We start from the raw sequence: 21,909 nt of genomic DNA, 5'->3' as shown, positions 1-21,909 counted from the left end.
TGCTTTTTTGTTACAATAGAAGTATGATTATACTTAGTGGACACAAGATTGAGCGATCCTTTTCAGGGGATGTGCTCTTTGATAACATCAATATTCAGGTGGATGAACGAGACCGAATTGCCTTAGTGGGTCGCAACGGAGCTGGTAAGTCTACTCTTTTAAAAATCTTAGTTGGAGAAGAAGCACCCACATCTGGCGAGGTTAATACTAAGAGGGATTTGACCCTCTCATACTTGGCCCAAGATTCGCGTTTCGAATCCGACCGAACGATTTTTGAGGAGATGCTCCATGTCTTTGAGGACTTGAGGACAGTAGAAAAAACACTTCGTACTATGGAGATGCAGATGGCTGACTGGACGGGTGCTACTGCTGACAAACTCATGGCAGATTATGACCGCCTATCAGAGGATTTTCGGGTTCGCGGAGGTTTCACCTACGAATCGGACATCAAAGCCATTCTCAATGGTTTCAAATTTGATCAGTCCATGTGGAACATGAAGATAGAGGAGTTATCCGGTGGGCAAAATACTCGTCTGGCGCTGGCCAAGATGTTGTTGGAAAAACCAGAACTCTTGGTCTTGGATGAGCCAACTAACCACCTGGACATTGACAGCATCGCTTGGTTGGAGAATTATCTGGCTAACTACCAGGGGGCCCTCATGATTGTTAGTCACGACCGTTATTTCTTGGACAAGGTAGCAACTGTGACCTTGGATTTGACTCCCCATTCTCTCGACCGCTATGTGGGGAATTACTCCAAATTTATGGACCTCAAGGCTGAAAAACTAGCCACTGAAGAAAAGAATTTTGAAAAACAGCAAAAGGAAATTGCCAAGCTAGAAGACTTTGTCCAGCGTAATATCGTCCGAGCCTCAACCACCAAACGAGCTCAAGCTAGACGTAAGCAATTAGAAAAAATGGAGCGCTTGGATAAACCTCAGACAGCAAGCAAGTTAGCCAACATGACCTTCCAAGCTGAAAAAGTATCGGGAAATATCGTTTTAACAGTCATAGATGCTGCTGTCGGGTATGATGGTCAGATTTTGTCACGCCCTATTTCATTGGATGTCAAAAAATTCGATGCCATAGCCATCGTTGGACCAAATGGAATCGGCAAGACTACTTTTCTTAAGTCACTTATCGGTCAGATTCCGTTTATACAAGGAACTTCGACCTATGGTGCGAATGTGGAAACAGGTTATTATGATCAAACCCAGGCGAATCTGACTAGGACCAATACTGTCTTGGATGAGTTGTGGAATGAATTTCCTGCGACTCCCGAGGTGGAAATTCGCAATCGCCTAGGAGCTTTCCTTTTTTCAGGTGATGATGTGAAAAAGTCTGTATCCATGTTGTCTGGCGGGGAGCGAGCTCGCCTGCTTCTAGCAAAATTATCGATGCAAAGAAATAACTTCTTGATCTTGGATGAGCCAACTAACCACCTGGATATTGACAGTAAGGAAGTGTTAGAAAATGCTCTTATTGACTTTGATGGAACTCTGCTCTTTGTGAGCCACGATCGCTATTTTATCAACCGTGTGGCAACCAAGGTTCTGGAAATTTCTGAGAAAGGTTCTACCCTTTATCTAGGTGACTATGATTATTACTTGGAGAAAAAAGCAGAGCTAGAAGAGTTAGAGCGACAAAGGCAGGCGAAAGTGGACCTGACCAGCTCGAAGGCAGCTGAGCCAGTGACCACCGATTACCAGCAGCAGAAGGAAAGTCAAAAGGAAATCCGCAAAGTCACACGCCGTATTCAGCAGATTGAAGAGGAATTGGAAAACATCGAAGAAAGAGAATCAGAAATCACTCAGGCTATGACTGCAACGAATGATGCCATTCAGCTAATGGACTTGCAAGAAGCATTGGACAAACTCAATAAGGAGCAAGACATGCTGATGCAAGAGTGGGAAAGCTTAAACGAAGCACTAGAATAGGTCATTCCTCCATATTTTTGCTATAATAACAAGAGGAGGAAGTTGCTATGCCAACTAGTTCAAATAAACAAATGATGAAGAAAAAGGCTGGAAAAATCGGCAAGCTTTTCGGAGCAGCAAATATGGTGTTTCGCGTAATTCCAGATACGGTTGAAATAGTCGGTCAGATTACGGATAAGGCAGCACCTATTGTCGATAAGCATTTGGAACGTCAGCACCAGTATAAGCAAAGTTTGGTGACCATTCCCAATCTTTTGGATGTGGATGTTCAGCAGGCTAGCGAATATTTGGAAGGTCTAGGTTTAGAAGTTATGACCATTTTGGCCAAACCGCAGAAGAAGTACGCCAAGGCACATATAGGTGAGGTAGTTGCGATGATGCCTCGATCTGGCAGAGTTCAGCCTGGATCTTTGGTAAAACTCTACTATGTGGATGATGTTGTCATCGAAGCTAGTAAGAAAGAAATCCCCTTACCAGATGTTACAGGAAGCCTCATATCAGAAGCTCAGGAGCTTCTGGAACATTTAGGTTATCAAGTGGAGATTTTTCCAATCAAGCCTCGGCCTCAATATGCCAATGTCACGGTCAATCAAGTGATTTCCATGTCCCCTAATCCCCATCTCAGCTGGGCTCCGATTAAAAAAGGACAGATCATAAAACTTTTTTATCTGGATATGGCTAGCAAAGAGGCCAGTTGCCATTTACAAAAGGCTAAGCAGGCTAAAAAAGCAACTAATGCTCAAGTTATCAAACAGAATGTGGATAAAATTCGACAGATGTTACCCATAAGAAAGAGATAGTTGAGAAAGCAGAAGAGATATAGCCCCAGTAAGGGAAAATAAATAGAATGAGGAGAATAAGATGTCTATATTAAAACAAATTGCTCAAGAAAACGGATATATGTTTGATAGCCAAGGCCCTATCATGTATGGTCAGAAAAATAACTATATTTTTCTTGCTTCTGAGGTGGGAAATGGCGTGATAACGCTTCTGTTTTCTGTTAAAAATGATTCAGCTGTACAAAGTTTAGATGCCAAAGTAGTTAAGAAGGAAAATCCGACTATTACACATGCTTCTTTTAAAAACCATAAACTAACTGTAACTGTTAAAGGCGGACTAACTAAATCTAAGCGCAAGGCTAAGGTTTTGGAAGCACTGGAGTCAGTGACAGCTTATTTGTCGACACATAGTTATGTACAAGTATGTGAAATGACGGGAGAAACGAAGGATGTTCATCTCTATCAGGTTGGGAATCAGTATTCTTTCTTGACAACAGAAGCCTTTGGAAAGGTGAGTCGAGAAATGGATCGATCTGAGCAAGAAAGTTTTCAGGCAAGTGAAAATGTTTTTTTAGGTTTCATCGGTGCTGTTCTAGGATCTTTGATTGGGGTTGCGGCCATTGTATTTGTAGGGCAGCTAGGCTATATTTCTTACATATCAGGTCTAGTGATGGGGGTATGTGTTGTCAAGGGTTATGAACTTCTGGCGAAACGTTTTTCCACAAAGGGAGCAATCATCTCTATCATAGTCAGTCTGGTCATGACCTTTTTTGCCAACCAACTGGACTGGGCTGTATCTTTCCAAAGATATTACGGACTGAGCATTTTTGATACTCTTCCCTACATCCATGAATTTTTAGCTGAAGGCTATATCGATAGTTACACCTATTACTTTAATCTAGCTTTTGTCTTTATTTTTAATGCGATTGGAGCAGCGGTTACCATTAATTCTCTTTTGAAACTGAACAGAACAAAATTTGAAGTTCGAAAGCTCTTCTAGGAAAATCAGTCTAAAGACGGATGCGAATTTGTTCATCTAGGACTATACTAATATTACTCCTAAATATTTTTCATAATCTCCTAAATACCAGTCCTAGTGACTGGTATTTTTGCTTTGAGAATAGAAAAACTCCAACAGATGAAGAACTGTTGGAGAGATGATGAGGTACGTCTGATTATGATGGTTTGTCAGCCTTGTTTTTGATGTCTGCGTATTCTTCTGGTTTTTCTTTGCTGAGGATGTCTTCATAGGCTGGGAGTTGGATATCAGAACCATACTTTTTACGTAGGGCAGTTGTAACGAGACGATAGGCTAGGTTAGCATTGCGAGAGAGGATAGGGCCATGGAAGTAACTAGCAAAGACATTCTTGTAATGTAGTCCCTCACCACCATCCTCTTTGTTGTTTCCTTTGCCATAGACCACTTTTCCAAGTGGTTTTTGATTTTCTGCTAAGAAAGTCCGACCCTGATGATTTTCAAAACCATAGTAGGTTTCGTCAAATTCCTCGTTGTAAATCTTGATGTCGCCGATGTAGCGATTGTCCGACTGATTGAGGGTGTAGTGTCCTAGAATGCCTAAACCATCAATTTTCCGACCACCTGCTTCGATATAGTACTGTCCTAATAGCTGAAAACCACCGCAGATAGCTAGTACAATCCCATCATTTTCGATGAAATCTGCCAAGGCTTCTTTTTTGGTTGGTAAATCTTGTGCCAAAATAGCTTGTTCAAAATCTTGTCCACCACCAAAGAAGGCGATGTCGTAGAAATCCTTGTCAAAATGATCGGTTAGAGAGACGATATCTACCTGCACACGAGCATTCAACTTTTCGGCTACATATTTGAGCATGAGGATATTACCATTATCACCATAGGTATTCATCAAGTCACCATAAAGATGAGCAATATTGAGATCGTAGGAGTAGTCTTTTTCAGGGCTTTTTAATGAAGTGTAGACCATTATTTCATCTCCTTTCCGACTGCGTGGCGTTGGGCCAGTAACTCACGTAATTCCAACATGGCTGTGTAGGTAGAGAGGATATAGGCGTGCTGAGCATCTTGGTTTTCGATAGCAGATAGTAATTTTTCTAGGCTATCAAATTCTGAAATCTTATCTTCATCATAACCTGTAACCCGAAGACGACGAGCAATTTCAGAAGAGCGAACGCCACCAGCAAAAATCTCGGTGATATTCATTTCTTGGATTTGCTCAAAATCTGCATCCCAAATCCAGCTAGTGTCGATCCCATCTGCATAGTTGGCATTGAGGAGGACAGATAGACTAAAATCAAATGGAGCTAGCTTTATCATTTCGATAGCCTGAGTGGCCCCAACTGGATTTTTAATGAGAATGAGGGTACAGTCCTTATCACCGAGCTTAAAAGTTTCTTGGCGACCAAAGACAGCCTTACTCTTGTCAAAACCAGCCTTGATCATTTCAGGAGCAATACCGAAAAATTCTGCAACGCTGACTGCGGCTAAGGCGTTGTAGATATTATAGAGACCACCGATGTTGATTTTGTAGGTTTGACCATCAATGACAAAAGTAGAAGATGTATGAGTAATCTCTTTGAGCTCTGTCACTTGATAGTCCAACTCAGGTCTACTAAAGCCACAATGAAGGCAAATGTAACTACCAAGGTTGGCATAGGTGTTCATCTTATAGCGTAAAATCTGATGGCAATGTGGGCACAGAATCCCTTCAGTATTGTAATGAGCCAGTTCAGGTTGGCCTTCTTCAGTTGCAAAACCATAGTATTTCACGGGATTGATGATGGTAGAAGAATTGAAAAGCGGGCTATCTCCATTGGCTAAGATAGTCGCTTCAGGTACCTTGGCAGCTCCCTCTAAAATCATCTGGTAGGTGGTATAAATCTCACCGTAACGATCCATCTGGTCGCGGAAAATATTGGTAAAGACAATAAGACTAGGTTTGATAAAATCGGTTACCCTGCTCAGGCTAGCTTCATCAATTTCCAAGACTGCCACCTTTTTGCCATCTTTATTTTTCTTAGCGGAAAGAAAGGTAGCTGTAATACCAGTTATCATATTGGCGCCGCTCGTGTTGGTCGTGACTTTTCCATAGGCCTCTTGGAGAATTCCTACTGTCAGCGCTGTTGTCAGAGTTTTTCCATTGGTTCCAGTGATGACAACAATCTCGTAATCCTTAGCCAAACTATCCAAAATCTGTTTATCAAATTGAAGGGCTATTTTTCCAGGCAGGGTCGTTCCTCGTCCTACTTTGTTGAGAACAAATTGACTAACTTTTCCTGCCATCATTCCTAATAGTGTATTTAGTTTCATGGAAATATTTTAACACAAAGAAGTCCGATTTTCTAGGATTGAAACTAGCTCTATTGTGAAAAAATCGGTTTAAGTATGGTATAATGATAGAATACTAAGTAAGAACAGGAAATGAAGAGTTTATATGCTAAGTCTGAATCAGTTACTTGATCCGCAATACTGGGAAAGTTTGCTGGCTAGTCCTTGGACTGCCCTTGTTCACTTGATTGATATTGCGCTAGTCATTTATATTATCTACCATCTCAGCAAATCCTTAGCCGGTACAAAGATTATGACCTTAATCAAGGGAGTATTTCTATTTGTCCTAGCCCAGATTGTGGCGGGCTTACTAGGTTTGCAAACTATTTTTTGGCTTATGAATCTCGTCATGTCCTATGCAGTTATTGCTGCTGTGGTGATTTTCGCTCCAGAATTTCGGGCGATGTTGGAAAAATTAGGCCGAACAACCCATATTTTTTCTGGTCCTGCTATGACCTCTGAAGAAATGGTTGTCCAATCCATCGTGAAATCTGTCAAGTACATGAGCCCTCGTAAAATTGGTGCCTTGGTGGCTATTGAAGGGGCGCGAACGCTGCAGGAATATCGTTCAACAGGAATTGAATTAGATGCCGTTGTTTCAGGTGAATTACTCATCAATATCTTTATCCCCAATACACCTCTCCATGATGGTGCGGTGGTGATTAAGGACAATAAAGTAGCGGTGGCCAGTGCCTATTTCCCACTGTCAGAGAGTCCGGGAATTTCCAAAGAGTTTGGTACCCGCCATCGGGCTGCTATAGGTCTTTCAGAAGTTTCAGATGCCTTTGTTTTTGTGGTTTCAGAGGAGACAGGTGGTCTTTCAATTGCAGTGAACGGCAACTTCCGCCACGATTTGACGATGAAAGAATTTGAGGCTAGTCTTCGCTCGCATTTAATTTCTGAAAATGCAACTCCAATATCATGGTGGAAACGGTTGGGAGGTCAAGATTAATGAATGATAAATTTAGAATGATTGGTCAACTTGGCGCTTCCATCTTGATTGCTTTCTTGTTATTCTTTTATGCGACAACGACCAACTATAAAAATTCAACAAACATCAATCAGTCACAGCCTAAAGAAACGTATACTAACACAGTCAACAATGTTCCGATTAATATCGAATATGACAGTGAAAAATATTTTATTTCTGGCTTTTCATCGACAGTTACAGTTGACTTGATTGGGTCCAATCGTTTAATTTTACAAAGAGAGACAGATGAAGCTACGCGTAGCTTTCAAGTCAAAGCCAATTTGAGAGATTTGGATACAGGTACTCACTTAGTAAAACTTCAGGTTTTGGATTTACCGACTGGCGTTAATGCCAACCTAACACCGGTCAACCTATCCGTTAAAATTGGCAAACGTGCTAGTAAAAACTTTACTGTAGTCGGCAACATATATGACACACAATTGGCTGTAGGATACTCAGTATCTAAAATCACAGTAGAGACTGAAACTGTCAAGGTCACCAGCGATGAAGAAACTCTAGCCCGTGTAGACCGAGTGGAAGCAGTTATTACAGATGTGAGTGACTTGTCTCAAAATTACACAGGTACGGCAACCTTACAGGCAGTTGATGCCCAAGGTCAGATTTTACCAGTTGTCTTCTCACAGGAAGTGACAAGTATGCAGGCAACGATTATAAAAAATAAGAATTAAAAAGGATTAGAAAAAATGGGTAAATATTTTGGTACGGACGGTGTCCGAGGAGAAGCTAATGTTGAACTGACTCCTGAGTTAGCCTTTAAACTGGGCCGCTATGGTGGCTATGTCCTGAGTCAGCACGAGACAGAAGTACCACGTGTTTTTGTGGCTCGCGATACCAGGATTTCGGGACAAATGTTGGAATCTGCCTTAGTTGCCGGTTTATTGTCTGTCGGTATCCATGTCTACAAATTGGGAGTTTTGGCAACGCCAGGTGTGGCTCATTTGGTTAAAACTGAAAAAGCCAGCGCTGGGGTAATGATTTCTGCCAGCCACAATCCTGCTCAAGACAATGGTATCAAGTTCTTTGCAGGTGATGGCTTTAAGCTAGATGATAATTTAGAAGCTGAAATTGAGGCTCTCTTAGATGCAGCTGAAGACAGTCTGCCACGTCCCTCTGCTTACGGTTTAGGAGATGTGGTTGATTATCCAGAAGGTTTGCGAAAATATCAGCAATTCTTGGTTTCAACTGGTCTCGAGTTGGATGGGCTTAAAGTAGCACTCGATACAGCAAATGGTGCTGCTGCGACATCTGCTCGCCAAGTCTTCGTGGATTTGGGGGCTGAACTGACCGTGATGGCGGAGCAGCCAGATGGCCTCAATATCAATGAAGGAGTTGGATCCACCCATCCTGAAAAACTTCAGGAATTGGTGAGAGAAACCAATAGTCAAATTGGACTAGCTTTTGATGGCGATAGTGATCGTCTGATTGCAGTAGATGAAAATGGTGACTTAGTTGACGGTGACCGCATCATGTATATCATCGGCAAATACTTATCTGATAAAGGACTTTTGGCTCAAAATACCATCGTGACAACTGTCATGTCTAATCTTGGCTTCCATAAGGCTTTAGATCGTGAAGGCATTGATAAAGTCGTCACTGCAGTGGGTGACCGTTATGTAGTTGAAGAAATGCGTCAGTCAGGCTTTAATCTTGGAGGTGAGCAATCAGGCCATGTCATCCTGATGGATTACAACACTACAGGAGATGGCCAACTGACTGCAGTGCAGTTAACTAAAATTATGAAAGAAACAGGCAAAACTTTGTCTGAGCTAGCTGCTGAAGTGACCATTTATCCGCAAAAATTGGTCAATATCCGAGTAGAAAACGCTATGAAAGATAAGGCCATAGAAGTGCCAGCTATCGCTGCCATTATTGAGAAAATGGAGTCTGAAATGGCTGGAAACGGCCGTATCTTGGTTCGAGCTTCTGGAACAGAGCCACTTCTGCGCGTGATGGCAGAAGCACCTACCGATGAAGAAGTAGACTACTATGTTGATACGATTGCAGATGTGGTCCGTTCAGAAATTGGTCTAGCTTAAATAAATAATAAATAGAGACTGGAAAGCATTCCAGCCTCTTTTGTGAGGAAAATATATGAGTATTTTAGAGGTTAAAAATCTTAGTCACGGATTTGGTGATCGTGCCATTTTTGACAATGTATCCTTCCGACTACTTAAAGGAGAACATATCGGATTGATTGGAGCCAATGGTGAGGGAAAATCAACCTTTATGTCCATCGTGACAGGACAGCTGCAACCGGATGAGGGTAAGGTTGAATGGTCTCGCTATGTGACCGCAGGTTACTTAGACCAGCACGCTAAGCTGGAAAAAGGTCAGTCAGTACGTGACGTGTTGCGAACAGCCTTTGATGAGCTTTTCAAGACAGAAGCTCGTATTAATGAAATTTATATGTCCATGGCAGAAGAAGGGGTCGATATGGATGCCCTTATGGAAGAAGTGGGAGAGCTTCAGGATCGCTTAGAGAGTCGAGATTTCTATACCCTTGATGCTAAGATTGATGAGGTCGCACGTGCTCTTGGTGTTATGGACTATGGTATGGACAAGGATGTGACGGAGTTATCCGGGGGTCAGCGCACCAAGATTCTCTTGGCCAAGCTCTTGCTGGAAAAACCGGATATCCTACTTTTAGATGAACCAACCAACTATCTTGATGCAGAGCACATTGACTGGCTCAAACGGTATTTGCAAAATTATGAAAATGCCTTTGTTCTTATTTCTCATGATATTCCGTTTCTTAATGATGTCATTAACATTGTCTACCATGTTGAAAATCAAGAACTGACTCGCTATACAGGTGATTATTATCAATTCCAAGAAGTCCATGCTATGAAACGGGCTCAACTGGAGGCAGCTTATGAGCGCCAACAGAAGGAAATTGCGGATTTGCAGGACTTTGTCAACCGAAATAAGGCCCGTGTCGCAACGAGAAATATGGCCATGTCCCGCCAGAAGAAGTTGGATAAGATGGAGATTATCGAGCTCCAAGCTGAAAAACCAAAACCATCTTTTGATTTCAAGATGGCCCGCACCCCTAGTCGTTTTATTTTCCAAACCAATGATTTGGAAATTGGCTACGACCGTGTACTGACTCGCACACCGCTCAATCTGACTTTTGAGCGCAACCAAAAGATTGCCATTGTCGGTGCAAACGGTATCGGGAAATCCACCTTGCTCAAGAGCCTCTTAGGTGTGATTGAGCCATTGAGTGGTTCTGTAGAACGGGGTGAGTACCTGGAAGTAGGTTATTTTGAACAGGAAGTAGCGGGTGGTAATCGTCAGACTCCACTGGAAGCAGTGTGGGATGCTTTTCCAGCTCTCAATCAGGCAGAAGTGCGTGCAGCCCTAGCAAGATGTGGTCTAACTGCCAAGCATATCGAAAGTCAGATTCAGGTCCTATCAGGTGGCGAGCAAGCCAAGGTGCGCTTTTGTCTTCTTATGAACCGTGAGAATAATGTTTTAGTGTTAGATGAGCCTACTAACCATCTAGATGTTGATGCTAAAGATGAGCTCAAACGTGCTCTCCAAGCTTACAAAGGATCTATTCTCATGGTCTGTCATGAGCCTGACTTCTATGAGGGATGGGTAGATCATGTTTGGGATTTTAATGAATTAACTTAAGCAGAAAGCCACCGCAAGGTGGCTTTTTTGGCCCATCCATGTTATGATACATTCAGCATAGTAAAGGAGGTAAAATAAATGAATAATATCAAGACACGAGGTTACATTTGCACCTGACCTCGATGGGGTAACTATGAACGATTATTTACATTACAATAAGAATAGATGGAATCAGGTGTCTAGCAAGCAAGGAAATGCCTATACAATTCTCATTAGCCATGAAGAGTTCGTCCAAGCTAAAAATAACTCTCTTCAGGTAGCTTTGACCGTGGGGAAAAGTGTGCCACTAGACTGGTTTGAAAAGGCCAAGGGAACGAAACTTCTTGGTCTCGCCTGTGGTGGTGGCCAGCAAGGGCCAATCTTTGCGGCCCATGGTTATGAGACCACCATCATGGATTTTTCAAAAGAGCAGTTAGCCAAGGACACCCTGGTTGCAGATCGGGAAGGACTAAATATCCGGACAGTTGAGGCAGATATGACCAAGCGCTTTCCTTTTGAAGATGAGAGTTTTGACATCATTTTTTGTCCAGTGTCTAATGCCTATGTTGAAAATTTGACCACTATGTGGCAAGAGTCCTATCGTGTGTTGAAAAAGGGTGGCTTACTGATGGTGGGCTATATGAATCCCTGGGTTTACAGCTATGATAGCGATGATGTTTGGGATTATCCTGATAAAATTCTGGAGTTGAAGTATCCTCTTCCCTTCAATTCTCGGAAACTGGAGGAGGCTGGGAAAATTACCATCAATCCCGAGTTTGGTTACGAATTTAGCCATACACTGGAAGACCAAATTGGTGGTCAGCTCAAAGCTGGCTTTGTCATGATTGACTTTTATGAGTCAAAAGATGAGAGAAATTGCCTGAGTCGATTTGGCAGTGACTATCTAGCAAATCTTTCCATTAAATTGTAGGGCTTAAACCACCGTGAGGTGGTTTTTTTCTCCAAAATATCTGAAAAGTAGTTGTCTTTGTGGTAAAATAGGGGAAGAAAAAAGAGAATCGAGGAATGATATGTCAATTGATTTTAAAGCAGAAGTAGACAAACGAAGAGAAGCGATGATGGCTGATTTATTTAGCCTTTTGGAAATCAACTCGGAGCGTGATGATAGTTTGGCAGATGCCCAACATCCTTTTGGACCTGGTCCTGTTCAAGCCTTGGAAAAATTCTTGGAAATGGCAGAGCGTGATGGTTACGAAACAAAGAACGTGGATAACTATGCAGGTCATTTTACTTTCGGTCAGGGAGAAGAAGAACTAGGTATCTTTGCTCACTTGGATGTAGTGCCTGCTGGCTCTGGATGGCATACGGATCCCTATAAACCAGAGATTATTGATGGAAAACTTTACGCCCGTGGCTCTTCAGATGATAAAGGACCGACAGTGGCTTGTTATTATGGTTTGAAGATTATCAAGGATTTGGGACTGCCTGTCTCCAAACGTGTCCGCTTTGTTGTTGGTACCGATGAGGAGTCTGGCTGGGCGGATATGGACTATTATTTCGCACATGTGGGCTTGCCAAAACCTGATTTTGGATTTTCTCCAGATGCCGAGTTTCCAATCATCAATGGCGAAAAAGGAAATATTACTGAGTACCTGCATTTTGAGGGTGCCAACGATGGCGATTTTATCCTTCATAGCCTATCTGGCGGTCTCCGTGAAAACATGGTTCCTGAGTCAGGAACAGCGGTCTTTTCTAGTGGTCTGAGCCTGGTAGATTTGCAGGAAAAATTGCTGAGCTTTACAGCTGAAAATCCTGTCACAGCGAGCTTGACAGAAGCAGATGGTCTTTTCCACTTGCAAGTCATTGGTAAATCAGCTCACGGTGCTAGTCCAGCATCTGGTATCAATGGTGTGACTTACCTAGCTCACTTCCTCAGCCAGTTTGATTTTGCTGGCCCTGCCAAGGATTATCTAAATATTGCAGGTAACATCCTTCACAAAGACCACTTTGGGGAGGCGACAGGTGTAGCTTATGAAGATGAAAAAATGGGCAAGTTGACCATGAATGCTGGTGTTTTCAAGTTTGATAGAGAGTCATCTGACAATACAATCGCCCTTAATTTCCGCTTCCCTCAAGGAACAGACGAGCATCAGATTCAGTCTATTTTACAGGGGTTAGAAGGAGTTAGTGCGGTTACCCTCAGCCAACACATGCACACGCCACACTACACACCAATGGAAGATGAGTTAGTGTCCACTCTTTTAGCAGTTTATGAAAAGCAAACTGGCCTTAAAGGGTATGAACAAATCATTGGAGGTGGTACTTTTGGACGTCTCCTCAAGCGTGGCGTAGCCTTCGGAGCTATGTTCCCAGGCTACACTGATACCATGCACCAGGCCAATGAATTTGCAGATGTGGAAGATCTTTTCCGAGCAGCAGCCATCTATGCAGAAAGTATTTATGAATTGATTAAATAAGTTTGGATGCAACCGTTGGTTTGGGTGATATAAGAGCAAGACATGTGCTCTCTGCTCTTTTGGTTCTACCCTATCGTATTCGATTTCTGACAAGAGAATCAAGATATGAAACCATTAATATATGTTTAATAAAGGAGTTCATTTGATTTGGAAAAATTTGATTTAGTTGTGATTGGTTTTGGGAAGGCTGGGAAAACCTTGGCTGCTAAGTTTGCCATGATGGGTAAGCATGTGGCTTTAGTCGAAAAAGACACCAGCATGTATGGTGGTACATGTATTAATATCGGCTGTATTCCCACTAAGACTCTCTTAGTGGCTGCAGAAAATGGACTGGATTTTTCTACTGCCCTTTCTCAAAAGGATACCGTAGTGACTCGCCTACGGAACAAGAACCAGTTAGTCTTGGAAAACGCAGGTGTGACATTAGTAACTGGAGTTGCTCGTTTTGTAGCTGATAAGGAAGTGGAAGTGACTGCAGGAAAAGACAAATTATTCTTGACTTCTGATGTGATTGTCATCAATACAGGTGCTATACCAGCTATGCTTCCGATTCCAGGATTGAGTGAGAGCCAATATGTCTATGATAGTACAGGTATTCAAGCTTTAGAGGACCAGCCACAGCATTTAGGTATTATCGGTGGTGGAAATATTGGTCTGGAGTTTGCTAGCTTTTATGCGAAAATGGGCACCAAGGTGACAGTTTTTGAATCTTCTACCCACATTTTAAGTCGATACGAGCCAGAAGTAGCACAATTAGCACAAACCTACTTGGAAGAAGATGGTATTAGCTTTAGCTTCTCTGCCAAGATTGACCAAGTATTTAACAAAGAAAATAAAGTTGTTGTTTCCGTGGCTGGTGAAGAGCATTCATTTGATGCTTTGCTGTATGCAACGGGTCGCAAGCCAAATACTGCTGATTTGGGATTGGAACATACAGGCATCGAGCTGACTGATCGTGGAGCCATAAAAGTAGATGATTATTGTGAAACAACAGTTTCAGGTGTCTATGCTGTGGGAGATGTGAATGGTGGACCGCAGTTTACCTATACTTCCTTAGATGATTTTAGAATTGTCTTTGGCAAACTGACAGGAAGTGGTGACTATAATTTGCAAAAACGGACTAGTCTTGCAACAACCAGTTTCATAGAACCACCTCTATCACAAGTAGGTCTGACCGAAGCTCAAGCTAAAGAAATGGGCTACAATTATCAAGCCAACAGTCTACCTGTGGCTAACATGCCTCGTGCCCATGTCAACAATGATCTAAGAGGTATCTACAAAGTTATAGTTGATCAGGATAGTCAGCTTATCCTAGGAGCCACTCTTTTTGCTGCTGACTCTCAGGAAACGATTAATCTTATCAAGATGGCTATGGATAATCATATTCCATATACCTACATCAAAAATCAAATCTTCACCCACCCAACGATGGCTGAAAATTTGAACGATGTCTTTAACTTTTAAAACATTGAGTAAACTTCTTGGCGAGTTTTATAGGAGTATAACAGTATTGAAATTCAATCAAATAGATACAATTTACATCTATTTGATTGAATTTTTGTCTATATGAGCAACGATACACTGATGTTTCAATTCGACAACTGGATAAGTCAATATTTTTCTCTGAGAAGTAGTTAAATAGAAAGGTGGAGATATGAGAGAAAGATATGAATCATGGACCTACTATGTAGTAGGATTTGCTCTTGCTATTTTGGGGATTTTCTTTCTGTACCTACAAGAAAAATTTTCCAATTTTCTATTTGCTCTAGGTGGGGTCTTTTTACTGATACAAACAGTCTTATCTACTATTCATCTTTTGAAAAGTAAAGAAAAAATTATTTTATTCAGATTACTTTTTAGACTAGTTATTGGTCTTTTGTTAGTGACTTCCCCTTGGCTATCAACGGCACTCTTTGCTAATTTGATTGCCATTTATCAGATGATGGTTGGTATTTTCTTGCTGATTCATAGCTGGATAGCCTTTAGTAATCGTCTATCTGGTCGTTGGGTATCTCTGGTAGATGGTTCTTTGCATATTTTATTTGGTATTTCAGTTCTAGGGAATGAAGAGACCTTTCTGCCAAGTCTTTACAGTCTTGTAGGTCTCTATCTGATTTTTTTAGGATTGTCTAGCTTTCGGGATGGTTTGGAATTTGACTGGGGCAAGCAAATGACCAAATTTCGAAGAAAACGAATCAATCTACCAATCATTGTCACAGCTCTAGTACCTATGTTTGCTTTGGATAAGGTTAATCAGTATCTCAATCCCGATACGAGTCAGTCCTTCTTTTTAGGGGACAAGGAAAGACCTGTTGATTTGGAAATCTGGGTTCATACAGCTCGTAAGGGGTTTGAGAGAATGGGCCATGTGGACTTTGCACTAGATGGAAAAATCTATTCTTATGGAAACCACGATGTGGAAAGCCATCGTTTGTTTGAAGCCATTGGTGATGGTATCCTGATGACGATGCCGGTTGAAAATTACAAACAGAGCTTGATGGCGGACTCTTGGCGAGCTGTTTTTGGTTATGGACTCGTCTTATCTGCAGAAGAAAAAGGAGCAGTTCAGGCCAGACTGGACAAGATTTTAAGTGATGCAAGAGACTTTCCTTTAAAGACAGAAAAGCAAAAAAATTCTTATCTAGGTGGAATGATTAAAAAATATGGAGCTCAGGCCTATAAGTTTCAAACTGGACGCTATAAGACTTACTTTGTCATGACCACTAACTGCGTACAGTTGGTAGATGATGTAGTAGCAGGCACTGGTATGGATATTTTGGATAATCATGGTATTCTAACACCGGGTGCTTACCAGACTTATCTGGAGAAAGAGTTTCGAAATCCCAATAGTCGTGTGGTGAGCCAGATGGTCATTGGAAAACAAGAAAATTAAAGTAGAATGAAAAAAATCACCTTGACAGGTGATTTTTCTAGTCTTGTAAATACCCTTGCTTTGTATGTCTAATCTTCTTATAACTAGAAAGGAGTAGATATCCTTGAAAGGATTTAGGGTTTTGCTGGTTCCTTATTTCCCCAAGCAAAACTGACTAAAGAGCTGGGTAATGAGTTCATCTGGGGCAGCATCACCTGTGATTTCGCCTAGGATTTGCCATGTGCGGGTCATATCCACCTGAAGGAGATCTACTGGCATACCCATCTCAAGGCCATCATTAACCGCTTGTAGGGATTGGACAGCTTGTTCTATCAAGGAGATATGGCGGGCATTGGAGAGATAGGTAGCATCTTGCTCAGCGATACCAGCATTATCAAAAAAGAGTTGGTTAATGCGCTCTTCTATCAAATCAATGTTTTGGTTTTCAAGAACGGAGATGCGGATAACATCTTCTGGTAATTCTTGAGCTTCAATTTGCTCTGGTAAGTCAGTCTTGTTCAGAAGGATGATGCGGCGTGTCATCTCAGATAACGCTAGTAATGCGCGGTCTTGCTCTGTTAGTTTTTCAGAGGCATTGAGAACTAGAAGAATGAGGTCAGCCTCAGACAAGGCCTGCTTGGAACGCTCAACTCCAATTTTTTCCACAATATCATCTGTTTCTCGAATCCCAGCTGTGTCTACCAACTTGAGAGGAACTCCCTTAATATTGACATATTCCTCAATGACATCACGGGTGGTACCAGCAATATCAGTGACAATAGCTTTTTCCTCACGAAGTAGGTTATTGAGCAGGCTGGATTTTCCTACATTTGGACGTCCAATAATAGCTGTTGATAGTCCTTCTCGTAGGATTTTTCCCCGACGGGCAGTCCGAAGCAAATTTTCCAAAAGAGCCTGGAATTCAATCGTTTTTTCTCGTATGAGATGAGTGGTCATCTCCTCCACATCATCATACTCAGGATAGTCAATATTGACTTCAACTTGGGCTAGAGTGTTGAGGATTTCCTGACGCGTCTTTTCAATCAATGTTTTAAGAGAGCCATCCAATTGTTTAACTGCGATATTCATAGCCTTATCAGTCTTGGCACGGATAATGTCCATAACAGCCTCTGCCTGAGTCAAATCTACTCTTCCGTTGAGAAAGGCTCGCTTGGTAAACTCGCCAGGCTCTGCCATCCGTGCCCCCTGCCTTAGAATCAGTTGCAGGATTTCGTTGGTGACAGCAATCCCACCGTGGGTATTGATTTCAATCACATCTTCTCTTGTAAATGTTCTTGGAGCCCGCATGACACCAACCATAACTTCATCTAAAATTTCATCCTTGTCCGGATCTATGACATGGCCGTAAGTGAGGGTATGAGATGAGACTGTTGCTAGATTTTTTCCTTTAAAAATATTTTGTGCAATAAGAATGGCATTTGTCCCTGAAATACGGACAATACCGATAGCTCCTTCACCTAATGGTGTTGCAATGGCAGTAATGGTATCAAATTCTTTTGTAATCATTTTAGTCCTCTTTTTTGCCTATATATCAAACAAATTTCTTCTAAAAAATATTATACCATGTTTGAGCTAGATAAGCTGAGGATTCGCATGGGGAAAGTCAGATTAGCATGGGGGCTAAAATCATCAGAAATAGGAAAATATGGTATAATGGGAGAGTCGGTTTAGGACGATAAAAGAATAATAAAAAAGGAATGGTAGTCTATTATGAAATTATTGCACCAGCGTTTGCTAACGGATTATGGTATCGATTTTGCTGACTTAGATCTCTTACGAACTGCCTTTACTCATACTTCTTATGCCAATGAGCACCGCCTTCTAAAAATTTCACACAATGAGCGCTTGGAATTTTTAGGAGACGCTGTTCTTCAGCTCATTATCTCCAAATATCTTTACCAGAAATACCCTCATTTTCCAGAAGGAGAGATGTCCAAACTTCGTTCTAGTTTTGTCCGCGAGGAGAGTTTAGCTGGTTTTGCACGGAGTTGTGGTTTTGACCAACACTTGCTCCTAGGTAAAGGTGAGGAAAAATCTGGAGGGCGCAACCGCGATACTATTTTAGGTGATGCTTTTGAAGCTTTTTTAGGGGCATTACTCTTGGATAAGGGTGAGGAAACTGTCGAGCAGTTTCTTCATCAGGTCATGATTCCCCAGCTGGAAATTGGTAATTATGAGCGCGTGACAGACTACAAGACAAGCCTTCAGGAAACATTACAGGTGAATGGTGATATTGACATTGCTTACCTTGTGATAGATGAAGTGGGCCCCGCTCACGATAAGACTTTTACGGTTCAGGTGATGGCCAATCAACAAGTCATTGGTCAAGGAAAAGGGCGTTCCAAAAAATTAGCAGAACAAGCTGCTGCGAGAAATGCTTTGGAGGCCGAAGGATAAGCATGTATTTAAAATCAATTGAAATGCAAGGATTCAAGTCCTTTGCTGACAAAACAAAAGTAGTTTTTGATCAGGGGGTGACTGCTGTCGTTGGGCCCAATGGCTCTGGCAAGTCCAATATTACGGAGAGTCTCCGCTGGGCCTTGGGTGAATCATCAGCCAAGAGTTTGCGTGGTGGCAAGATGCCTGACGTTATTTTTGCTGGTACGGAAAAGCGCAAGCCTCTCAATTTTGCTTCTGTAGTGGTTACGCTTGATAATAGCAATGGTTTTATTGCGGATCGGGCCAAGGAGATTACGGTAGCGCGGCATATTTACCGCTCAGGAGATAGTGAGTATCTGATTGATGGTAAGAAAGTTCGTTTACGAGATGTCCATGAACTCTTTATGGATACTGGATTGGGGAGAGATTCTTTCTCTATTATTTCTCAGGGGCGAGTCGAAGAAATTTTCAACTCAAAACCAGAAGAACGTCGTAGCATTTTCGAGGAAGCAGCGGGTGTTCTCAAGTATAAGAATCGTAAAAAGGAAACGGAAAGTAAACTCTCGCAAACCCAAGATAATCTGGACCGCTTGGAGGATATTATCTACGAGCTGGATAATCAGATAAAACCACTTGAAAAACAATCTCAAGTGGCCAAGCAATTTCTAGAATTGGATGAGAAGCGTCAACAACTTTATCTGGAAGTGTTGGTGGCTCAAATTGAAAAGGGGCGTAGCCTGCTGACAGAAAAAGAGGAGGCGCTGACTCAGGTCAAAGCTGATTTGACTAGCTACTACGAACAACGTGACAACTTAGAGCTAGAAAATCAAACCCTCAAGCAAGAACGGCATAAATTATCTGAGTCACTGGAGAAAGAGCAGGCACTTCTTCTGGACTTAACTCGTCTTATTAGTGATTTGGAGCGCAAGCAGGCCCTATATGAGCTAGAATCCAGCCAAAATGAATCTAGCAAGCAGGAAGCTCAAGAACGTTTGCTTGGTCAAGAAAGAAGTTTAGCAGAAACTCAGAAAAACTTGACAAGCAGCCAGAAAACATTGGCAAATCTACAATCACGCCTATCTGAGTTGACACCAAGCATTGCAGAAGTTCAAAAGGAAATTGCTCATTTTTCTGAAAATCCGGATCAAATCATTGAACATTTACGGGAAAACTATGTCCGTCTCATGCAGGCAGAAGCAGATACCTCCAACCAATTGGCTAAGCTAGAGCAAGAGCTGGATAATCATATCCGACTTTCTGAGAATAAGGCTCAGGAATTAGCGAAGTTACAAGTAGATAAGGCAGAGGCGGAAAAAGATTTGGCGAGCAGTCAGAAGATGCTGACTCAGGCCGAGCTAGAACTTCGTCACCTTCTTGATACTTACAAGTCCAGCGAAGCTAAATTTTCTCAAGCACAGGCTAGGTACCAGGAACAACAAAGTAAGATGTTTGACCTTTTGGATCTCCTTAAGGAAAAAAAGGCCCGACAAACTAGCTTAGAAGCTATTCTAAAAAATCATTCCAATTTCTATGCTGGCGTGAAGGCTGTTTTGCAAAATGCCAGAGAAATTGGGGGGATTATAGGTGCTGTCAGTGAACATATCACCTTTGAGCCTCAGTATCAAACAGCTATGGAAATTGCCCTTGGAGCAGCGAGTCAGAACATTATTGTGGAGAAGGAAAGTCATGCCAAAGCGGCCATCGCCTTCCTCAAGAAAAGTCGACAAGGACGAGCGACTTTCCTGCCTTTAACGACTATCAAGCCCCGCCAATTATCCAGTCATCATTTAGCTCAATTAGAAGCCAGTGCTGGATTCCTAGGAACTGCTGATCAGCTGGTAACTTATGATAGTTCTCTGGCAGGCATTTTCCAAAATCTGCTAGGAGCAACAGCTATTTTTGATGACCTTGATCATGCCAATCAAGCTGCTCGAACAACACGCTTTCAAGTCCGAATCGTGACCTTGGACGGATCTGAAATTCGACCAGGCGGCTCCTTTGCCGGTGGTGCTCTCCGCAATAATAACAGTCTTTTTATCAAGCCGGAGTTGGATGCATTGGTAGCAGAAATCAAGGTATTGTCAGCAAAATTGCAAGCAGAAGAAGCTGAGATTGCAAGAAGGAAAGAGTCTCTGGAAACAGATCGTGCAGAACTAGAGGCTATTAAGCTTGAAGGAGAGACTGCCCGACTTGAGGAACAAAAGATTCGCCTACAAACGCAACAGCTAGAGGAACGCTTAGTCGATTTGCAACAACTCTATGATTTGCAAGTGAGTCAGGTTTCACCTGATACATTGACAGACTTACAGGTAACTATTTCCAGTCTCCAATTAGAGTTGGCTGGCTTCGAAGACAAGAAGTCTGAAATCAATCAGCAGATTGAAGAAGTAAAAACGAACCGCAATGCCATTCAAGAGAAGCTGCAGGTTCTACAAGACAACTTATCTGCCCTGACATTGGAGCAAACTCAGGTAATGAGTGAAATCCGCTTTGAAGAGACAACGATAAAACGTTTGGAAGAAGATATCGCTCGTTTGACCAAGGAAATAGAGCTTCTCCAAGAAATTATCGATGAGAAGAATGTTGCCTTGGATGATACTACACTGGATGTCTTAGTGGAACAACTCCAAGCAGCTCAGAGTAAAAAAGCAAAAACCGATCAGGCTATCGTTCGATTTAAGTTTGAGCTAGAAGATATCGAAGGTCAATTTGAAGACTTGGAGGGAAGATTAGAGAAAGCTCGTTTGAAAAATGATGACCTCATCCGTCGTCAGGCCAAGTTAGAGGCTGATTGTGAGCAGGCTGCTCATAAACTACGTAATCTGTTACTTAGTCTGACAGAGAATTTTAAAGTCAGCTTTGAAGAAGCTCAGAAACAAGCTCGGAAATTGGAAGATTTGGCTCAAGCTGAGAAGAATTTAAAAGATTTGGAACGATCCATTCGTGACCTTGGTCCTGTTAACCTAGATGCCATTGAACAGTATCAAGAAGTTCATGAACGCTTGATTTTTCTAAACAGCCAGCGAGATGATGTGCTTTCAGCCCGTGATTTGCTTCTAGCCACTATCCACGAAATGGATGATGAGGTGAAAGAACGCTTTAAAGCAACTTTTGATGCTATAAGATCCTCTTTTCAGATGACCTTTAAGCAGATGTTTGGTGGTGGGGCTGCAGACTTGATATTGACCGGTCCAGACTTATTGACAGCTGGTGTCGAGATTTCTGTTCAGCCACCGGGCAAGAAGATCCAGTCCCTCAACCTTATGTCAGGTGGAGAAAAAGCCCTGTCTGCCTTAGCTTTACTGTTCTCTATTATCCGCGTTAAAACCATTCCTTTTGTCATTCTGGATGAGGTTGAAGCAGCCTTGGATGAGGCCAATGTCAAGCGTTTTGGAGACTACCTCAATCGCTTTGACAAATCCAGCCAGTTTATCGTAGTGACTCACCGTAAGGGGACTATGTCGGCTGCTGACGCTATCTATGGTGTAACTATGCAGGAATCTGGTGTTTCAAAAATCGTTTCTGTCAAGCTCAAAGATATAGAAAGGATGTAGT

16 protein-coding genes are annotated in these 21,909 nt (G+C 42.1%); 13 read left to right on the top strand and 3 right to left on the bottom strand.

What is annotated here, in order from left to right; all coding sequences use genetic code 11:
- Nucleotides 1–23 precede the first annotated feature (23 nt).
- The 3 genes from abc-f to F602_RS0108470 all read left to right on the top strand — a co-directional run bounded on the left by abc-f (nucleotide 24) and on the right by F602_RS0108470 (nucleotide 3,716).
- Nucleotides 24–1,937 carry a ribosomal protection-like ABC-F family protein gene (gene abc-f / locus F602_RS0108480; RefSeq protein ID WP_018167546.1) on the top strand — a complete coding sequence of 638 codons (1,914 nt, stop codon included), beginning with the start codon at nucleotides 24–26 and terminating at the stop codon, nucleotides 1,935–1,937.
- A 47-nt stretch (nucleotides 1,938–1,984) separates the two neighbouring features.
- The gene (locus tag F602_RS10640) at nucleotides 1,985–2,737 is read left to right on the top strand and encodes a PASTA domain-containing protein (protein WP_018167545.1); all 753 of its coding nucleotides are present in this window, start codon (nucleotides 1,985–1,987) and stop codon (nucleotides 2,735–2,737) included.
- Between the two features lie 61 nt (nucleotides 2,738–2,798).
- The gene (locus F602_RS0108470) at nucleotides 2,799–3,716 is read left to right on the top strand and encodes an FUSC family protein (protein ID WP_018167544.1); all 918 of its coding nucleotides are present in this window, start codon (nucleotides 2,799–2,801) and stop codon (nucleotides 3,714–3,716) included.
- A gap of 175 nt (nucleotides 3,717–3,891) precedes the next feature.
- Here the strand turns inward: F602_RS0108470 and gatD are convergent, their stop codons facing one another.
- Both gatD and murT read right to left on the bottom strand, forming a co-directional pair.
- Nucleotides 3,892–4,677: a lipid II isoglutaminyl synthase subunit GatD gene (gene gatD / locus F602_RS0108465; protein WP_018167543.1), complete on the bottom strand. Its 786-nt coding sequence runs from the start codon at nucleotides 4,675–4,677 to the stop codon at nucleotides 3,892–3,894.
- The gene (gene murT, locus F602_RS0108460; RefSeq protein ID WP_026183386.1) at nucleotides 4,677–6,020 is read right to left on the bottom strand and encodes a lipid II isoglutaminyl synthase subunit MurT; all 1,344 of its coding nucleotides are present in this window, start codon (nucleotides 6,018–6,020) and stop codon (nucleotides 4,677–4,679) included. The genes gatD and murT overlap by 1 nt, the downstream gene beginning before the upstream one ends.
- A 124-nt stretch (nucleotides 6,021–6,144) precedes the next feature.
- Between murT and cdaA the strand changes: the two genes are divergently transcribed.
- The 8 genes from cdaA to F602_RS0108420 all read left to right on the top strand — a co-directional run bounded on the left by cdaA (nucleotide 6,145) and on the right by F602_RS0108420 (nucleotide 15,975).
- Complete coding sequence (cdaA, locus tag F602_RS0108455; RefSeq protein ID WP_018167541.1) at nucleotides 6,145–6,990, top strand: diadenylate cyclase CdaA; 846 nt, start codon at nucleotides 6,145–6,147, stop codon at nucleotides 6,988–6,990.
- Nucleotides 6,990–7,697, top strand: coding sequence for a CdaR family protein (locus F602_RS0108450; protein WP_018167540.1), 708 nt, complete (start codon nucleotides 6,990–6,992; stop codon nucleotides 7,695–7,697). Before cdaA ends, F602_RS0108450 begins: the two co-directional genes overlap by 1 nt.
- Nucleotides 7,698–7,712: 15 nt before the next feature.
- Nucleotides 7,713–9,065 carry a phosphoglucosamine mutase gene (glmM, locus tag F602_RS0108445; protein ID WP_018167539.1) on the top strand — a complete coding sequence of 451 codons (1,353 nt, stop codon included), beginning with the start codon at nucleotides 7,713–7,715 and terminating at the stop codon, nucleotides 9,063–9,065.
- A gap of 55 nt (nucleotides 9,066–9,120) precedes the next feature.
- Nucleotides 9,121–10,665, top strand: a complete 1,545-nt coding sequence (locus F602_RS0108440) for an ABC-F family ATP-binding cassette domain-containing protein (RefSeq protein WP_018167538.1) — start codon at nucleotides 9,121–9,123, stop codon at nucleotides 10,663–10,665.
- A 133-nt stretch (nucleotides 10,666–10,798) separates the two neighbouring features.
- Nucleotides 10,799–11,575 carry a class I SAM-dependent methyltransferase gene (locus F602_RS0108435; protein WP_018167537.1) on the top strand — a complete coding sequence of 259 codons (777 nt, stop codon included), beginning with the start codon at nucleotides 10,799–10,801 and terminating at the stop codon, nucleotides 11,573–11,575.
- A gap of 100 nt (nucleotides 11,576–11,675) precedes the next feature.
- On the top strand, nucleotides 11,676–13,082 hold the full coding sequence (pepV, locus tag F602_RS0108430) for a dipeptidase PepV (RefSeq protein WP_018167536.1): 1,407 nt from the start codon (nucleotides 11,676–11,678) through the stop codon (nucleotides 13,080–13,082).
- 147 nt (nucleotides 13,083–13,229) lie between these two features.
- Nucleotides 13,230–14,546, top strand: a complete 1,317-nt coding sequence (locus F602_RS0108425; protein WP_018167535.1) for an FAD-containing oxidoreductase — start codon at nucleotides 13,230–13,232, stop codon at nucleotides 14,544–14,546.
- 190 nt (nucleotides 14,547–14,736) lie between these two features.
- Entirely contained in the window at nucleotides 14,737–15,975 is a 1,239-nt protein-coding gene (locus F602_RS0108420; protein ID WP_018167534.1) for an HdeD family acid-resistance protein, read from the top strand.
- 132 nt (nucleotides 15,976–16,107) lie between these two features.
- On the opposite strand, the gene mnmE is transcribed toward F602_RS0108420, so the two are convergent.
- Nucleotides 16,108–17,481 carry a tRNA uridine-5-carboxymethylaminomethyl(34) synthesis GTPase MnmE gene (gene mnmE / locus F602_RS0108415; protein WP_018167533.1) on the bottom strand — a complete coding sequence of 458 codons (1,374 nt, stop codon included), beginning with the start codon at nucleotides 17,479–17,481 and terminating at the stop codon, nucleotides 16,108–16,110.
- A gap of 204 nt (nucleotides 17,482–17,685) precedes the next feature.
- Here mnmE and rnc point away from each other — a divergent pair, with 204 nt between their 5' ends.
- On the top strand, nucleotides 17,686–18,372 hold the full coding sequence (rnc, locus tag F602_RS0108410) for a ribonuclease III (protein WP_018167532.1): 687 nt from the start codon (nucleotides 17,686–17,688) through the stop codon (nucleotides 18,370–18,372).
- Between the two features lie 2 nt (nucleotides 18,373–18,374).
- Nucleotides 18,375–21,908 (top strand): chromosome segregation protein SMC, encoded by a 3,534-nt coding sequence (gene smc, locus F602_RS0108405; RefSeq protein ID WP_018167531.1) that lies wholly within the window; start codon nucleotides 18,375–18,377, stop codon nucleotides 21,906–21,908.
- The last annotated feature ends 1 nt before the right edge of the window (nucleotide 21,909 follow it).

It is taken from the genome of Streptococcus minor DSM 17118, from assembly GCF_000377005.1.
Classification (GTDB): Bacteria; Bacillota; Bacilli; order Lactobacillales; family Streptococcaceae; genus Streptococcus; species Streptococcus minor.
Note: the sequence above shows the minus strand (reverse complement) of the source record. Positions and strands in the feature narration are given on the sequence as shown.